We start from the raw sequence: 15,212 nt of genomic DNA, 5'->3' as shown, positions 1-15,212 counted from the left end.
ATCAGGCGATTTCCAGGGATCGTGGACCCGCGACCCCCGCGCTCGCAGCGAACACTTTCGAGAACAGCAGGACCGCGATGGCCGAAATGACGATCGCGCCAAGTCCCAGCGCCTGGTAGCCGAATGATTGAACCAGCGTACCGCCGAGGATCGGGCCGACCGCGGCTCCGATCATCAGCATGGCGGGCGTTCCCGCAAGCGCACGCGCCGTCGGGTCGAGCCGCGACAGCAGGCCGAAGGCGAAGGTGTGGGTGAAGATCATCACGGCGGCGAACAGCGCCGTCGGGATCGCATAAACGAAAAAGCCGCTGCCGAAGGTGATCGCCACCGCGAAGATCGCCTGGCAGATCGGCCCCGCGAGCACCACCGTCTTCGCCGACAGCTTCCTTTCCAGCACCGCCGCGAGGGGCGCGGGCAGGAGATTGACCAGCCCCAGCGCGATCAGCACGCCGGTGACCGCTTCGGTGCCGAAACCCCTGTCGATGCCGATGCGCTCGACGAAGCTGAACATCATCGCCTGGGTCAGCGCCATGCAGCTCACCCCGGCGACGCCGAACCACACGGCCCGCGGCAGGCGAGTGACGTCCGCCATCGAGCTGTCGTCACGCGCGACGGCGGCAGGAAACGAAATCGCGGCGACGATCGCGGCGACCGCCATGATGGCCGAGAACACCGCGAACAGCGCGCGCCCGCCGAAGGCTGCGATCAGATTCGGCGTCGCACCGAGGAAGACGATAGCGAAGATGCCCAGCGACATGCCGACGATCGCAAACAGGCGATGCGGATTGGCGCTGCGCGCGATCGTCCCATGCGTGAAGCTGAGGCCACAAGCGGCCGAAGCGCCCGCAAGCAGGTGCAGCACCGCAAGCATCGGGAAACTCGCGACCCATATCGCGGCGAAGAAGGCAGTCGCGGCCAACGCGAAGCCGCCGACCACCGACAGCCGCGCATTCATCCGGTTGAGGCGCGGCGCAAAGAACAGGCTGCTGAGCACCGCGCCGGTAAGGAACAGCGTTGCCAGCCCGCCCGCCTGCTGAGGTGCGAACTTGTATTGCGCGATCAGGGCGCCGACCCAGACTGGCAAGGCGACGAGGTCGACCATGCCGGCGCAGTGCGCCACCATCAGTGAAAGGCGGCCCGACCAGCTTTCCGTTGTCGATGGCATTTCCATTCCCCCTTGTTCTTGAGTTGAGTTTCGGCAGGACAAGGCGCGGGCGCGGGCTGCGCGCCCGGCCCCGCGGCTCAGATCGGCTGCGCCAGCGCGATGACCGACTCCCGCATGATTTTCCCATGCTCGGCCTTGTCGCCGTTCTCCATCTCGATCCTGCAGAGCCGTTCCGAATTCTCGATCACCATGCGGCAACGCTCCCAGCGCCGTGCATGGAAACCGTCGAACGCATCCTGCAGGGTCGCTGCCCTGGCGAGTTCTTCCGCAAGAACCATGCCGCTCTCGATGCCGATGCCGGCGCCGGATGCCAGATGGGGCGTGGTCGCCGCGACCGTATCGCCGATCAGGATGACCCGGCCACGATTCCACGGTGCCGGCACGAGAAGATTGGCGAGCGGCCGATAATCGATCGCGGCCTCGGCGGCGAAGAGATGGGGACGAAGCGCGGCAAGCACCGGATCGCCGAACGCCTCGATCATGCCGGCGACGAGCTGGGGCCAGGTCTTGGCATCGACGTGCAGCTTTTCCGGCCGCGCTTCGGTGATGAACATGTACAGATGCGTCTGCGAGACCGGGTTCACGCCGACTTTCACCGCGCCGCCCAGCCACATGCGCGGACGAACGATCTCTGATGGTCTCGGCAGGATCGCCCGCCAGACGCCCTGTCCGATGTATTGCGGCGGCTTGACCTCGGGGAAGAACAGTTCGCGCGTTTTCGAGTGGACGCCGTCGGCGGCGACGACCAGATCGTAGGTTTCGGTCGTTCCGTCGGTGAAGGCGACGGTCACCTGCTCACCCATCTGCTCGATCGCCGTGTAGGTGCATCCGACACGAACCGCGACACCGCTTGCGCGAGTGGCGTCGGAGAGAATTCGTCCGAGCTCCGGCCGCATGATCCCGCCGCCGCCGGGAACGTCCGAACCTGCGACCTTGGGCGTCGGAATCTCGCCGATCTTCTGCCCGTTGGGCGTGAACAGATCGACGCCGCTGGAGGTGAAGCCCCGCCTGACGAACTCGTCGAAGACGCCGATCGTCTCCAGCGCGCGCAGGGTCGGACCGTTCACGGTGATACCGGCCCCTTCAGGGCGCCAGTTGGGATCGACCTCGATGAGATCGACGTCGATGCCGGCTTTGCGTAGCTGGATGGCCGCAGCCATACCGGAAAATCCGCCGCCGATTGTCAAAACCCTGCGAACTGCCGCCAAGGTGTCCCTCCTCTCGAAACCGCGTCGTTGCGGCGTCTTATTTTTCCATGACCCAGAGATCGCCGCACCGATCGATGACGATCGGCACGGCGGTCAGTCTCTTGCCGATGCACGGCCCCTGAACGCATGTCCCGCTATCGGGGAGAAATTCCGCCCCGTGCGCGTGGCAGACGATGCGCGTGCCGTCGGCATTCAGGTATGCGTCCCGGCGCCAGGCCATCGGCGCACCGTCGACATGCGGACACGCATTGCGCCAGCCCCGCAGCACACCGCCCGAGCGAAGGACGAAGATCGTGTCCTCGCCGGTCTCGTGCGGATCGAAGCCGCGCGATCGGCCTTCGCCGATCTCGTCGGCCCGGCAAAGCCGGACCAGCCCTGCGACCGTCACGTCAGGCGTAGTCGCCATTTTCGTGGATCCCTGGACCCGGGGTCCATTTCTTGCGCATCTTGAGAAGGAATGTCTGCGACGTATCGGCGGACAGGGTAGCCTCGCGCGGCGTCCAGCTGGCGTCGTGCAGATCCATGTCGGCGTCCATCTCGATGTGACAGGCGAACGGGCTGTTGAAGTACCAGAACCAGTTCGAGCCGAGGATGTGACGGCCGGGCCCCCAGAACGCCTGATAGCCTTTTTCCACGAAGCGGCAGCCGTTGGCGATCATCTCCGACGGACCGCCGAAATGGAAGGTGAAGTGCTCCACGCCGTGCATTTGCGGTGGTGCGCCGATCAGGAAATGGGTGTGATGGTCAAGCGATCCCGCCGGTTGCAGAAACGGTCCGGTCGCAGTGAAGCGATCGGTGCAGCGAAATCCCAGCCGGTTGACGTAGAAGGCCTCCGCCTTCAACACGTCGGGGACGAAGTAGACCACGTGCGACAGCGATCGCGGGCGGATCGCCGTCCCGGGCGGTGGCACACCGAGGCTGTTGACCGGACGGAAGACCACGCCGCCCGGGGCATTGAACATTTCGCCGGGCAGCACGAAGGGCCGACGCACGGTCACGCGAAAGCCGATGACGAAATTCGAATCGTCGACCGACTCGATCGAACCGTCTGGCAGGGCGCGGACCTCGCGATCGCGGCGCAATTCCGCAGCGACCGCCTGCAACGCCGCGCTGTCGGCGACGCCCATCATGGTCTTGCGCAGGCGGCAGCCCGGCGCAGGCGGTGGGGGCAACCGCGGATCGTCGTCGCGCGTGATGATTAACGAGGTGCCGTCCATCGCCTCGAAGCGTCCTCCGGCTTCCGAAACGTCGACGGGCGTCAATCCGTAGTCGACCAGGAACCGGGCGGCGCCGGGAACGTCGTCGACGCCGAAGATCAAGCTATCCAAACCAACGATTTTCATTCGTCTCTCCGCAACTCGGCTTTTCAACTGGTGCGACCACCCAACGTCTCGGCCACCCAATCGGCGATGTACTGACCCGCATTGATGCTGTTGTCGAAGCTCGCATGCTGCGCGCCGCCCTCGCGGTCGGTGAAGACTTTGAGCTCGCGCCTGGGACTGTTCACGAGCTGCTCGTAGGTGCGCTGCGCCCAATGCAGAGGAATTTGCGAGTCCTTTTCGCCATGAGTCACGAGGAACGGCACCCTGATGCGGTCGAGGATGCCGTCGAGATGAACCTTTTCGGCGATCCGAACGAAATCGTCCTGGTCCCTGGCGCCCCAGACCCAGCGGACATGGTCCCAATAATGCGGGACGGGGAGGCTGCCTTCCTTCTGCAGCCGCTTCTTCTGGACATCGCGCCAGTCATGATTGGCGCCCCAGGCGACACCGCAGGCGAAGCGCGGCTCGAAGGCGACGGCGCGCGGGCAATAGTAGCCGCCGAGCGAAACGCCCTCCAATCCGATCCGCTTCGGATCGACCTCGGCCCGCGTCTCGAGCCAGTCGACGACGCGGCTCGCCCAGTGCTCGCTGTCGTAACGGGCCGTCAGGCCGTGCAGCCGCAACGCCTCGCCCGATCCCGGTTGGTCGATGACGAGCGAGGAAACGCCGCGCCTGGCGAGCCAGGCCGGCAACCCGACGCGGTACTTCATCTCCTTGGTCGAATCGAGCCCGTTGACCTGCACCAGGAGCGGAGCCGGACCGTCCACCCCATCGGCTCGCACGAGAAGACCGGCAATGTGGGCGCTCTCATAGGGGATTTCGACACGCTCGCAATTCTCCCTCGCCAGGGAGATACCCTTGGCGAACACGTCGAGAAAGCGGCGGTACAGTTCAAGGCGGCCCGGCGCACCGTGGGCCTGCAGCCGTTCGCAGGTGATCAGATAGGTGGCGGCACGGCCATACTTCTCGCCCGCGGAGAGCAAGCGTCCGCTCGCCTCATCCTCGGCAGCGAGACCACAGAGCTTGCCTGCCATGCGCGACCAGGTCTCGCGGAAGGCCTGCGTGCCGGCGGCATCGGGCTGGCGCGCGGCCTCCTGCAGCGGCGCGCACATTTCCTCGATCTCGCCGATCCTGGCCCCCATCTCGATCGCAAGGTCGACCGAGAGGTTCCAGACATAATTCGTCGGAAAATACCTGAACATGGATACTCACGCGCGAAACGGAGTCGCGCGCCCCTGGACGTTCTTCCCGACGCTGAGGTAGCGCCCTTTCAAGCTTCCGGAAAATTGATTATCAACATCCGTAATATTGATTTGGTAAATGCATCATCGGACAACCTCGCGATGCGCTTCAACAACAAGTTCGATCTCAACCTTCTGGTCGCCCTCGATCATCTGCTGCACCTGCGCAGCGTCAGCGGCGCGGCGGCGCGCATGAACGTGACGCAGTCCGCGATGAGCAACGCGCTGCTTCGGCTGCGCAACTACTTCGATGACGAGCTTCTGGTGAAGATCGGCCGCAAGATGGAGCTCACCCCCCGCGCCGAGGCGCTCAAGGACTCCATCAGGGACCTGCTGGTCCGGGTCGACTGGACGATCGCCTCGACGTCGGAATTCGATCCGGCTCAATCCGACCGCTGCTTCAAGATCCTCGCGTCCGACTATACTTTGGCGACCCTGATCCCGGCGCTGCTGGCGCGCTGCGAAGCGGCGGCTCCCGGCATTCGCTTCGACTTCCTCCAGCAGGTCCAGGCGCCGGAACGAGCGCTGGAACGCGGTGACGTCGACCTGCTCATCATCCCGCGGGAATTCAGCTCGAAACTTCACCCTTCGGAGATCATCCTCGAGGAGGACTTTTGCGTCATCGCCTGGAGCAAGGGCAAGTTCGCGAGGGGAAAACTTTCGCGCAGCGATTACGCCAAGGCGTCCCATGTGATGATGCGGCCGGCGATCGCGGCTCAATCGCTCGCGACGCGCCACCTGGAACAGGCCGGCGTGACGCGCAACGAGGCGATCTCGACCTACGCCTTCACCGCCATTCCGCATCTGGTGGCGGGAACCAACCGCATCGCCACCTTGCACCGCAGGCTCGCAAAACGAGCGCAGCGAAGCCTCCCGATCCGCATCATCGAGCTGCCGGTCTCGCTGCCGATCATGCAGCAATGCGTCCAGTGGCACCGCTACCGCTCGAACGACGCCGGCCTGATCTGGTTGCGCGACACCATGCGTGCAGCCGCTCTCGACCTGCGCTAAATGGATACGCAACGAGCCGGCGCAATTGCGCCGGCTCGCTGTCGATCTTCCGTTCGCGGGCAATCTTTGGTCAGTGCTTGCCCGGCCCCGTACCCGGAGGCGGCGCAGGCACCCAGATCGGGAAAGCCACGTTGGCCCAGACGGTGTCGGCCTTGGTGCCGTTCTCCACGTAGAACGTATGCTGGTAGTTCAGGTTGATCTGCACGGGACCTGCGTTGTAGGTGACCGAGGGGCCGAAATTCAGCGCCCGAAGACGATTGCCGTCCTGAATGCCTGCGGCATTGAAGGCCTTGATCCCGTTCACGGTATCGTCCGCATATTGCTGGACGTAGCCGCCGACAGCACCCAGTTTCCAGGGACCGATATTGTAGCCCGCGGTGAAGTCGACCGCCAAAGCGTCGCCGCTTCGGTACTGCTGCAGCGTCTGCGTCAACGCGTTGACGGAATCAGTGTTGGTCGTGTTGAGCAGCAACCGTGGCGAGACCGCGAATTCGACCCCCCTGGGGTCCGAGTAACGATACGAGAACACCGGCGAGATGGTGGTGTAGTTGGTGCCGACATTGAGGGGCTTGCTGGGGGAGTAGGTGCCGGTGTTCGGCATGATATCGAGCCCGAGGGTGACGCTCTGCAGCGGCGACAGCGCCCAGTTCAGGATCACCGGCGAGATTGTCAGGTTCGCAAACCCGTCGGCCTGGAACGTGCCCCCCGCGTTCGAATTGTCGATGTGCACGACCGGCACAACGAGCTGGGAATAGACATGGGCGCCGAAGAACTCACCGGGATAGCTGGCGAGAAACCTGACCGTTTCCGACACCGACGAGAGTCGGAATGGGCTGGGCAACCTGTTGCCGTTTCCGTCATAGAGACCGTTCGCGCTCGTGTAGCTGGTCTGGCTGATCGCAAAGAGACCCGGGATCGGCGGAAACGTACCAACGAAAATGCCTGGTGAACCGGCCGGATAGTTGGTCGCGCCGTTCTCTGCAGCCAGTGCTGCGCCGGCCGTACCAGCCAGGAGCATCGTTGCGGAAAGCCTCAGTATTCGCTTCATAGTTCCCCCTCCCACGCGCGATCGTCCTCGCAAGCGAGGTCGCGGGCGTCATCCCCAAGTTCATTCTTTGTTGCCGACGCGCGTCGACCGTCGGAATGGCGAAATAATTCCCCGACTCATGCCATTCGTAAAATTGATCGTGGTGATCTGATGTATTTATCGGAATGATGTATTTGCAGTTGTGATTGCTGTGGAACGGCGGCGTATCCGGCCGCCAGCTTTCGCAGGCGGCGATAGCCGTGCGGGTGTTGGCAGCCGTGCTGGCGGCATTCTCCGTCATCGCCCGCGCAAGCGGGCGACCCAGTATCCCAGAGCGGTTCGAAAGCGCGCAGGCCTCCGCGACCACCGCTGTCCCGCAGCAACGGGCGACACGGCGTACTGGATCGTCCGGTCGAGCCCTACGAGATACACACATCTGATCCGCAGCCGGCTCGCAGATTTCGTCAGAAGAGCAGGTGGCGCACAGGCCATCGGCACATTCTGCTGTCGCCCCCCGGCTTGTCCGGGGGGCCCAGTACGCCGGGCCGCTGGATATAGGAAGGCATCGGTCGCCGTGCCCCTTCTCACCGACACGGAGTACTGGATCGCCCGCCTGCGCGGGCGACGACAGCAGAAGACGGATCAGCGCCCGGGCCAACTCACCGCGAGCACGCACGCGTCTCGTTTGCCCACGCGCCCGCTCTCCGTCGTCGTCAATGCTTCAAGCGGCGATGGCCGCACACGATGCCGCGCCAATCGGCGTGGTCGCGTCGTCGTCACGGCGACGGGGCCATGGCTTCCGCCGCCAGGGCCGCTTTCACCGCGGGCCGCTCGCCGACACGTTCCATGAAGGCAGCGCTCGTCGGCCAGTGCGCGATATCGATCGAGAATCCCTTCATCCAGCGCAGGACCGTCACCAGGGGGCAGCCGCTGTTCACGATTGCGGATACCGCCACCTTCGTGGTCGCCGGCAAGGCCGACGCGGTGGATGTCAACCACATCCGCGTCGGGCAAACCGTCTCGATCACCAGCGACGCGTTTCCGGGCGCCCCGATCGGCGGTCAGGTGATCAGCGTCAGCGCGCCGAGGCCTACGAAGATCAAAACGCGCGCGTTCCGTCCTTCGACGTCCGGGCCGCGTTTTCCGGCGACCAGGCCGCACGGCATCCGTTCATTCGCCTCGGCATGTCGGCCCGCATGACGATCGACACGAAGAACGCCGCCGGAGCGCTCGTCGTGCCTGTCGAGGCGACTCGCGACGCGGCGTCGCCGATGGTGCATCTACGGGACGCTCGATCGGGTCAGGAGCGCGATCAGCCTGTCGTGCTCGGAGCGACGACGGAGGACGGAGTCGAGGTCCTGAATGGCGTCCAACCGGGGGATGTCCTGGTCATCCGGTGAGGGGCGTGCGGCGTCGATGAGATCGGCGGATCAGCCGCGGATTGCGATCGACGGGCCTTTCTCCGAGGCGACGGCGCAGGATCATCCCGCATGGGAGCAATGGCGGCAATCTGCGGAAATACGAGGTTGCGGAGCTTCTCCGTCAGCGGTCGGCGAAGGCGCCGCCGGGAATCAGCTCGAGGCGGACGGCCTTGCCGATCGCCTGTTCGATGGTCGTGCATTTGAGCTTGTGACGCGCCGAACGCAGATAGAGGTGCACCGCGCTGGCGGACAAGTCCAGGCCGTCGGCGACCTGCTGCGGTGTCCGGCCCTCGGCGAGGAGCTGCAGGCATTGCTGCTCGCGGCGCGACAGCGGACGAATCGCCGGGCCGGGACGCAGGCCGGCAAGCTGCATGACCCGATCATGCAGGTAGTGCGCGACGAGATGGAAATCGCGAAGATGGACATGCCGCCATCTGTGCCAATGGTGATCCGTCTCGTTCGAGGTGAATGTGAAGAGCGCGCGCTCGCCGTAAGGCCCTCGGATCGGCAAGGTGAAGCAGTGCCGGCCGACACCGTGGCTCTCCGCCGCGGCAAAGAACTGCCTCGCAGTCGGTGAAGCATGGTCGATCGTCATCCAGTCGAACGGCAGGAAGCTCTGCCGGCCGGCGGCGACCACCGGGTCGGCCTGAAGATGGTCCTGCCCGATATAGCGTTTCGCCCAGGCATCGTCGCAGGTGAAAAGCAGCACAGGGTTCGGCCCGGCGCCGCCCGGAGCGTGAAGGAGGTGATAGACGAGATGGGCCACGCCGGTCTCGTCGCGAAGGGCGGCAAGGAGGGTCGACAGGCCTGCCATGTCGCTGGCTCGCCTCAACTGCGTGAGCATCTCGTCGAATTGAGGTGGTCCCATGCGGCGCCCCGTCAGTCCTTCGCGTCGCATCTCCCGCAATGCAACTACACAGAGAGAATATCAAAATCGGCGACCGGAAACATTTGGAAATCATCGGCCCGTGCACTGATATTTGCTTGTGACACGACGTTGCGGGCGGGGCGGATCGCGAAGTCCCGGCGCTGTGTCATGCGGGGCCGGGAAGGAGTTGCATCCTGCGCGGGCTGTTGGCTGCCGATCACGCCGGGCCACTTGGCCTTCCATTTGTAGATTCTGGTGTTGCTCACGCCATGATTGCGGCACAGATCAGCGACCGATACCGCGGCCTCGTGTTCCTTCAAGACTCCGATGATCCGCTGTTCTGAAACGCGGCTGCGCTTCTTGTCCTGGTCGTTGTCGTTGGGCCCGAACGAACTTCAAACTGGTACAAGGCCAGGGGCAAGGTCGTCCCGTGCGACTGCTGACCGAGCGGCAGCTCCAGACGGGCGCTTGCCTTCCGGACACGGAAATACGCGAATTCCAAAACACATAACCTCCGCAGCGAAGACCAAGGCAATCGTTCTGAAACGCGGCTGCGCTTCATGTCCTGGTCGTTGTCGTTGGGCCCTAACGAACTTCAAACTGGAACAAGGCTGGGGGCAAGGTCATCCCGTGCGACTGCTGACCGAGCGGCAGCTCCAGACGGGCGCTTGCCTTCCGGACACGGAAATACGCGAATTCCAAAACACATAACCTCCGCAGCGAAGACCAAGGCAATTGTTCTGAAACGCGGCTGCGCTTCATGTCCTGGTCGTTGTCGTTGGGCCCGAACGAACTTCAAACTGGAACAAGGCCAGGGGCAAGGTCATTCCGTGCGACTGCTGACCGAGCGGCAGCTCCAGACGGGCGCTTGCCTTCCGGACACGGAAATACGCGAATTCCAAAACACATAACCTCCGCAGCGAAGACCAAGGCAATCGTCAATGACGCGTCCGAAAGAATTGAGCTTCTCATAATCGTACAACCATCAGATTACAAAATTAGGGAAGAAAAAAGAACTCGCTGTAGAGTTGACCACACCGTCTTCGACTGTAACATCGAACCGTGAGAGCGCCGTGATCGCTTGATCTTATGCTCGTCGAGCACCAGCGGAGAGCGCCGGAGCCTATGAACAAAGGGAAGCGACACAGTGCGGCGTCGATAGTTTCTGCCGCACAGGGGTTCGACTACAGCACGACGAACCATTCGGTGGCCAGGTTCCAGCAAGGGCAGGCTGAACGCGTGCGCCGATACGTCGGCAAATCAACTCAGCGAAGGTGGGGGCGGGTTGACGACATAGGTGAAGGCGACAGGCTGTTGGAGCCCGCGGACATTTCGGCCAAGCGCCGTTCGGCGGCCGAGCGGGATCTCATGTTTGAGATCATGACCGACCCTGACTTGGTCCAGGACGATCGGTTGAGACAGAGACTCGTAACGGCGTTCGAATGCGCCTGGGCGGCGGACGCCGGCGCGGCACGAGATCCGGACGCGCGCTGGATGCGAGCGTGGGGCAAACCCGGCTGTGCATCGAACGCGGTACTGGGCGCGAGTCTCGCGTTAGTCAGCAGTCGTCGGAGTGGTCCGACCGCGGCTGCCCCAATGGCAGATGACCCAATCCGTGACCTCCTGCTTACCCGGCTCATTCCGGGCGGGCATTCACGAAATCGTCGTCGCTTCAACGGATGTTCGGATTAAGGTGCGAGAGAAATGTCCGGGGTGCTCGTTTCTGCGAAAGACCTGCAATTCAACAAAGCGCAAGAGCACATTACGGTCGAGTTGGACGCCGAACTTGAGGGGGGCCTCTTTTCGTCGATTCCCGCGACGGTCGGCAGACGCTTCGAAACGCCGCTTGGTGGCGTCATCGATGCCTCGAGAGCCCCGGGATCGTTGGATTTTCGCGCAAATGTCGAGTTCACATCGATTCTGCTTGCGCCGTCACCGAACATGCAGGCGGCCTTTGCAAGCGATCACGTCGAGAGGTTCAATGCCTCGGTCGGAACGATCGTCGTCAACCCGCAGAACGTCCATCGATTTCTTCGCTGGGAATCCTGCAAAAGGAATGTTGCCGTTGCCTTCAGTCCACAGGCCTATGCGGAACTCGCGACCGCGGACCTCGAAGGCGCAGATTGGGAACTCCGCCCGCCGAGGTTTGATCATGTGGACCTGGACGCTTTGCGTATCGCGCGGGCAATGAGTACCGAACTCGCCCGAAGTCCGGTCAATGCGCTCTATCTCGAGTCCTTGATCACCCTCATGGGCGTTCATCTCATCCGGACCTACTCCAGCGTCAAGCCGCATGCTCCCCAGGTGCCGAGAATGCGACTTTCGCCCGCAACAGCCAAGCGGATCATCGAATATACGCGCGAGCACCTTTCTCGGCGCATCTCTGTCGCGGACCTCGCCAAGCAGGCCGGTCTCTCACAAAGTCACTTCCTGCGCGCCTTCACCCAGACGTTTGGGGCCGGCCCTCACCAATATCTCTTGAACCTGCGCTTGCAGGAGGCGGAAATTCTGTTGATGAAAACAAGTTCTCCGATCTCCGAAATCGCCTATGAAACCGGATTTTCCAGCCAAAGCCATCTCACCAGCGCCATGAGGCGTTATAAGCAAATCACGCCCGCCAGATTGAGAAATTCAATGTGACCTGAGCTGGTCCCGGAAATCTGGACAGGACGATAAGTGGAATTTCTGCCTGACAACGGCGATAATCGCCGCGAACAGGAGAGACCATGAAGAGACGACCCCGCCGGAACCACTCACCGGCCTTCAAGGCGAAGGTGGCTCTGGCCGCCATCAAGGGCGATCGGACGATCGTCCAACTGGCCGAGCATTTCGACGTTCACCCCAATCAGATCACCGCATGGAAATCGCAGCTCGAGGGCAGCGCGTCTGAGGTTTTCGGATCGGGAGGCGGAGCGCCGGCCATCCCCGCGATCGATGTGAAGTCGCTCCATGCCAAGATCGGGGAGCTGACGCTGGAGAACGATTTTTTAGAAGGCGCGCTCACCAAGGCGGGATTGCTGAGCGCAAAGCGATGATCGACCGTGAGCACGATCTGTCGATCACCAAGCAGGCAGAGGTTTTGAAGATCAGCCGGGGCAGCGTTTATTATCTGCCCCGCCCAGTATCGCCCGCCGACCTCGAGATCATGCAACAGATCGATCGGCTGCACCTGGAATACCCCTTCGCCGGTTCGCGTATGTTGCGAGGCCTGCTGGCCTTGCGGGGGTGCAAGGTCGGCCGCCGGCATGTGAAGACGCTGATGCGGCGGATGGGGATAGAGGCGCTCTATCGCCGGCCGCGCACGACGAAGCCTGAACCCGGCCACAAGATCTATCCGTATCTGCTGCACGGCATGGAGATCACGCGACCGAACCAGGTCTGGGCCATGGACATCACCTATATCCCGATGGCCCACGGCTTCGTCTATCTCGCCGCCGTGCTCGATTGGGCGACGCGTCGTGTTCTGTCCTGGCGATTGTCGATTACGATGGAGGCGTCCTTCTGTGTCGAGACATTGGAGGATGCTCTCGCGCGTCACGGCAAGCCGGACATATTCAACACCGACCAGGGCTCGCAGTTCACTGGCGCGGCCTTCACCGGCGTGCTCGCCGATAACGGCATCGCCATCAGCATGGACGGCAAAGGAGCTTGGCGGGACAACGTGTTCGTTGAGAGGCTGTGGAAAAGCGTCAAATACGAGGAGGTCTATCTGCGAGCCTATGAGACCGTCGGCGAGGCGCGAAGCTCGATTGGTCGGTATCTCGACTTTTACAATGGCCGCCGCCCGCATTCGAGCCTTGACGACCGCACCCCGGATCAAGCCTACTTCGATCTTCCTCCGCTCCGCGCGGCGGCCTAACCCCGGCAGAGCCTCCACTTATCGACGCGGAAAATCTGTTCAGACAACCGGGACCACCTCAACCCATCGGGCGCGATGCCGACTGTCCTGATTGACATCGATGGCGACAGTCATCGAGTGCATCTCCTGGTGTTGGTGCACAGCCGCGGGGCAGCGACGCTGGACGGAAGCCGAGAAGCTGAATCTCGTGCAGGAGAGACTGTCGGGTCCGCCCGTTTGCCGCCGTGATTTCATCGAAGAAAATCGAGTCCGTATGAAAAGCGGCGCTCGTCCATCGAAATCATGCCGCCGGCGTGCTGATCGACGGGCCTGCTGTGGGGCACGTTAGTCGGCGCTTCGGAGCAAGAGACGGAATCGGGCCGCCCGCAACGCCCCGGGATATGATGTGGGCACAGTGCGTCTTCATCTGCGCGATAAGATCATACTATGAAATCGTTGGGTCTATTCTGAAAGACAGGCCAGGATCTTCAACGATACGTTCCTGAGATATGGCGCCGCTCGGTCCGGCGCCTGGCAAGTCGTCGAACGACCACGGTCTCGCGATCAATTCCAAGCAGTCATCGTTTCAGACGGAGAGAAATAGGATGTCCAAGATGACAGACCTCGTTGTGAAGGTCATTGCGAAGAAGAAACAGCTCGATGAGGATTCAATCTCCCTCGAATCCATCATGAAGGAGTCCGACGAGGAACCAAATCTCGGTCTGGACAGTCTGGATTTTGTCGAGATCTTGATGGAATTAGAAGCTCTCCTCAAAATCGAAATACCGCTCGAAAAAGTCCAGTCCGCGAGAACCGTGGGGGATCTCATATCTTTTGTGAGTACTCTGGCGAAAAGCAGAGAATATGAAACCGGATCCACAGAATAGGGCGCAGTCATGTTGATTCATGTCCTCCCGAATATCTGGAGATGATCCCTATGATGGAGTGCACGCGTCGATCCCGAATCCTCGCTTGTGGATCCGCGCTGCCTCGACGAGTAGTCGGCAGCGCCGAACTTGCTGGGGAGCTCGGCATTCGGACCGAGGCGATTGTCAGGCTTAGCGGGATCCACGAGCGGCACATCGCAAGCGAGGACGAAGCGACCGCGGGTCTTGCGTTGTCTGCCGCTCAAACTGCGCTGCAGAGGAGCGGGCTCAAAGGAGACGACATCGACCTGGTCATCGTGGCAACGGCGACGCCAGATCGAACCCTTCCGGCCTCGGCCGTAAGGGTGCAGGCCGGTCTCGGAACAACAAGGGGGGCTGCCTTTGATGTTCAGGCGGCTTGTTCGGGGTTTATCCATGCGTTGGCCATAGCAGACTACATGTTGCGCCTCGGCGAGGCCGAGACAGCCGTGGTCGTTGGCGCCGAAACCACGTCGAGAATCGTCGACCAGACCGACGCAGCTACGGCAATGCTTTTTGGCGACGGTGCGGGAGCCGTCATTCTGCAGGCCGCGCACCACGACAGAGTGACGCGGGACACGCCCGGAATCCTCTCCACCCATTTGCGGGCGGACGGCCGCTATGAAGACTTCCTTCGTACCGATGGCGGCCCGTCGTCAACTGGCCAAGTCGGCGTGATCCGGATGAACGGCGCCGAGGTGTTCCGGCACGCTCTGATGAAACTTGCGGCGGTGGCGCGAGAGGCGCTGTCGAAAAACGGCTTAAGCGCGGAAGATATCCGGTGGGTCGTACCGCATCAGGCCAATCTGCGGATCATCGAGCCGTTGGCCTCAGCGCTTCAAATTCCCTTAGACAAGTTCGTATTGACGATAAAAAAGCATGGCAACACGAGTGCCGCATCTATTCCTCTCGCCCTCGATGAAGCCGTAACGGACGGGCGTATCCGGTCAGGAGACCTTCTGTTATTTGACGCCATGGGGGCGGGACTGACCTGGGGGGCCGCGCTTGTCCGCTGGTGAAGCTGAGCCGGCGACGCGCATCGGCGAGAGCCTATCGACCTTCCGACGATCATGCGATGGACGGCGGACCACTTTGCCATGCCACCCGTCGGCGACGGCTGCCGAAGTGCCGATGACGAAATGGCGGTCTGTAGTGAATGCTAGTGTGGTGGATCTGACGCTCGTTTCAGTATTGCAGCGAGTTCTT

15 protein-coding genes and 1 pseudogene are annotated in these 15,212 nt (G+C 62.4%); 7 read left to right on the top strand and 9 right to left on the bottom strand.

The features are described from left to right. Position 1 precedes the first annotated feature (1 nt). The 5 genes from DB459_RS03100 to DB459_RS03080 all read right to left on the bottom strand — a co-directional run bounded on the left by DB459_RS03100 (position 2) and on the right by DB459_RS03080 (position 4,897). A complete protein-coding gene (locus tag DB459_RS03100; protein ID WP_253711486.1) occupies positions 2-1,165 on the bottom strand; it encodes an MFS transporter in 1,164 nt (387 codons plus the stop codon). A gap of 77 nt (positions 1,166-1,242) precedes the next feature. Continuing rightward, the gene (locus DB459_RS03095) at positions 1,243-2,373 is read right to left on the bottom strand and encodes an FAD-dependent oxidoreductase (protein ID WP_256519303.1); all 1,131 of its coding nucleotides are present in this window, start codon (positions 2,371-2,373) and stop codon (positions 1,243-1,245) included. A 37-nt stretch (positions 2,374-2,410) separates the two neighbouring features. Further along, complete coding sequence (locus DB459_RS03090; RefSeq protein ID WP_253711484.1) at positions 2,411-2,779, bottom strand: Rieske 2Fe-2S domain-containing protein; 369 nt, start codon at positions 2,777-2,779, stop codon at positions 2,411-2,413. Next, positions 2,763-3,716: a VOC family protein gene (locus tag DB459_RS03085; protein WP_253711483.1), complete on the bottom strand. Its 954-nt coding sequence runs from the start codon at positions 3,714-3,716 to the stop codon at positions 2,763-2,765. Before DB459_RS03085 ends, DB459_RS03090 begins: the two co-directional genes overlap by 17 nt. 23 nt (positions 3,717-3,739) lie before the next feature. Then, positions 3,740-4,897, bottom strand: coding sequence for a S9 family peptidase (locus DB459_RS03080; protein WP_253711482.1), 1,158 nt, complete (start codon positions 4,895-4,897; stop codon positions 3,740-3,742). 141 nt (positions 4,898-5,038) lie between these two features. Here DB459_RS03080 and DB459_RS03075 point away from each other — a divergent pair, with 141 nt between their 5' ends. Next, the gene (locus DB459_RS03075) at positions 5,039-5,947 is read left to right on the top strand and encodes a LysR substrate-binding domain-containing protein (RefSeq protein ID WP_253711481.1); all 909 of its coding nucleotides are present in this window, start codon (positions 5,039-5,041) and stop codon (positions 5,945-5,947) included. Between the two features lie 70 nt (positions 5,948-6,017). On the opposite strand, the gene DB459_RS03070 is transcribed toward DB459_RS03075, so the two are convergent. Together DB459_RS03070 and DB459_RS03065 are read right to left on the bottom strand one after the other, a co-directional pair. Then, a complete protein-coding gene (locus tag DB459_RS03070; protein ID WP_253711480.1) occupies positions 6,018-6,995 on the bottom strand; it encodes a transporter in 978 nt (325 codons plus the stop codon). Between the two features lie 755 nt (positions 6,996-7,750). Continuing rightward, entirely contained in the window at positions 7,751-8,002 is a 252-nt protein-coding gene (locus DB459_RS03065) for a hypothetical protein (protein WP_253711479.1), read from the bottom strand. Here DB459_RS03065 and DB459_RS27485 point away from each other — a divergent pair. Continuing rightward, positions 7,935-8,174 (top strand): hypothetical protein, encoded by a 240-nt coding sequence (locus tag DB459_RS27485; protein WP_371926854.1) that lies wholly within the window; start codon positions 7,935-7,937, stop codon positions 8,172-8,174. The two genes, DB459_RS03065 and DB459_RS27485, sit on opposite strands and share 68 nt — an antisense overlap. Then, on the top strand, positions 8,171-8,374 hold the full coding sequence (locus DB459_RS03060) for a hypothetical protein (RefSeq protein WP_253711478.1): 204 nt from the start codon (positions 8,171-8,173) through the stop codon (positions 8,372-8,374). Before DB459_RS27485 ends, DB459_RS03060 begins: the two co-directional genes overlap by 4 nt. A gap of 142 nt (positions 8,375-8,516) precedes the next feature. Here the strand turns inward: DB459_RS03060 and DB459_RS03055 are convergent, their stop codons facing one another. Both DB459_RS03055 and DB459_RS27335 read right to left on the bottom strand, forming a co-directional pair. Next, positions 8,517-9,209, bottom strand: coding sequence for a LuxR family transcriptional regulator (locus DB459_RS03055; protein WP_253711477.1), 693 nt, complete (start codon positions 9,207-9,209; stop codon positions 8,517-8,519). A 98-nt stretch (positions 9,210-9,307) separates the two neighbouring features. Beyond that, positions 9,308-9,622: pseudogene (locus tag DB459_RS27335) on the bottom strand (transposase); the annotation flags it as partial. Positions 9,623-10,967: 1,345 nt separating this feature from the next. Here DB459_RS27335 and DB459_RS03045 point away from each other — a divergent pair. The 4 genes from DB459_RS03045 (at position 10,968) to DB459_RS03030 (ending at position 15,025) form a co-directional block, all read left to right on the top strand. Then, the gene (locus tag DB459_RS03045; RefSeq protein WP_253711476.1) at positions 10,968-11,903 is read left to right on the top strand and encodes a helix-turn-helix domain-containing protein; all 936 of its coding nucleotides are present in this window, start codon (positions 10,968-10,970) and stop codon (positions 11,901-11,903) included. An 86-nt stretch (positions 11,904-11,989) separates the two neighbouring features. Next, a protein-coding gene (locus tag DB459_RS03040) for an IS3 family transposase (protein ID WP_253706739.1) occupies positions 11,990-13,122 on the top strand; the annotation gives its coding sequence in 2 pieces (ribosomal slippage) (positions 11,990-12,245 and positions 12,245-13,122; 1,134 coding nt in all). A 593-nt stretch (positions 13,123-13,715) separates the two neighbouring features. Then, complete coding sequence (locus DB459_RS03035; RefSeq protein WP_253711475.1) at positions 13,716-13,988, top strand: acyl carrier protein; 273 nt, start codon at positions 13,716-13,718, stop codon at positions 13,986-13,988. Positions 13,989-14,038: 50 nt separating this feature from the next. Beyond that, complete coding sequence (locus tag DB459_RS03030; protein WP_253711474.1) at positions 14,039-15,025, top strand: beta-ketoacyl-ACP synthase III; 987 nt, start codon at positions 14,039-14,041, stop codon at positions 15,023-15,025. The last annotated feature ends 187 nt before the right edge of the window (positions 15,026-15,212 follow it).

It is taken from the genome of Bradyrhizobium sp. WD16 (assembly GCF_024181725.1).
Taxonomy (GTDB): Bacteria; Pseudomonadota; Alphaproteobacteria; order Rhizobiales; family Xanthobacteraceae; genus Bradyrhizobium_A.
Note: the sequence above shows the minus strand (reverse complement) of the source record. Positions and strands in the feature narration are given on the sequence as shown.

What these genes read in the sequence shown, in the direction of transcription:
- DB459_RS03100 (WP_253711486.1), bottom strand. Translation starts at nt 1,165, where the DNA reads ATGCCATCGACAACGGAAAGCTGGTCGGGCCGCCTTTCACTGATGGTG.
- DB459_RS03090 (WP_253711484.1), bottom strand. Translation starts at nt 2,779, where the DNA reads ATGGCGACTACGCCTGACGTGACGGTCGCAGGGCTGGTCCGGCTTTGC.
- DB459_RS03085 (WP_253711483.1), bottom strand. Translation starts at nt 3,716, where the DNA reads ATGAAAATCGTTGGTTTGGATAGCTTGATCTTCGGCGTCGACGACGTT.
- DB459_RS03080 (WP_253711482.1), bottom strand. Translation starts at nt 4,897, where the DNA reads ATGTTCAGGTATTTTCCGACGAATTATGTCTGGAACCTCTCGGTCGAC.
- DB459_RS03075 (WP_253711481.1), top strand. Translation starts at nt 5,039, where the DNA reads ATGCGCTTCAACAACAAGTTCGATCTCAACCTTCTGGTCGCCCTCGAT.
- DB459_RS03070 (WP_253711480.1), bottom strand. Translation starts at nt 6,995, where the DNA reads ATGAAGCGAATACTGAGGCTTTCCGCAACGATGCTCCTGGCTGGTACG.
- DB459_RS03060 (WP_253711478.1), top strand. Translation starts at nt 8,171, where the DNA reads ATGACGATCGACACGAAGAACGCCGCCGGAGCGCTCGTCGTGCCTGTC.
- DB459_RS03055 (WP_253711477.1), bottom strand. Translation starts at nt 9,209, where the DNA reads ATGGCAGGCCTGTCGACCCTCCTTGCCGCCCTTCGCGACGAGACCGGC.
- DB459_RS03045 (WP_253711476.1), top strand. Translation starts at nt 10,968, where the DNA reads ATGTCCGGGGTGCTCGTTTCTGCGAAAGACCTGCAATTCAACAAAGCG.
- DB459_RS03035 (WP_253711475.1), top strand. Translation starts at nt 13,716, where the DNA reads ATGACAGACCTCGTTGTGAAGGTCATTGCGAAGAAGAAACAGCTCGAT.
- DB459_RS03030 (WP_253711474.1), top strand. Translation starts at nt 14,039, where the DNA reads ATGATGGAGTGCACGCGTCGATCCCGAATCCTCGCTTGTGGATCCGCG.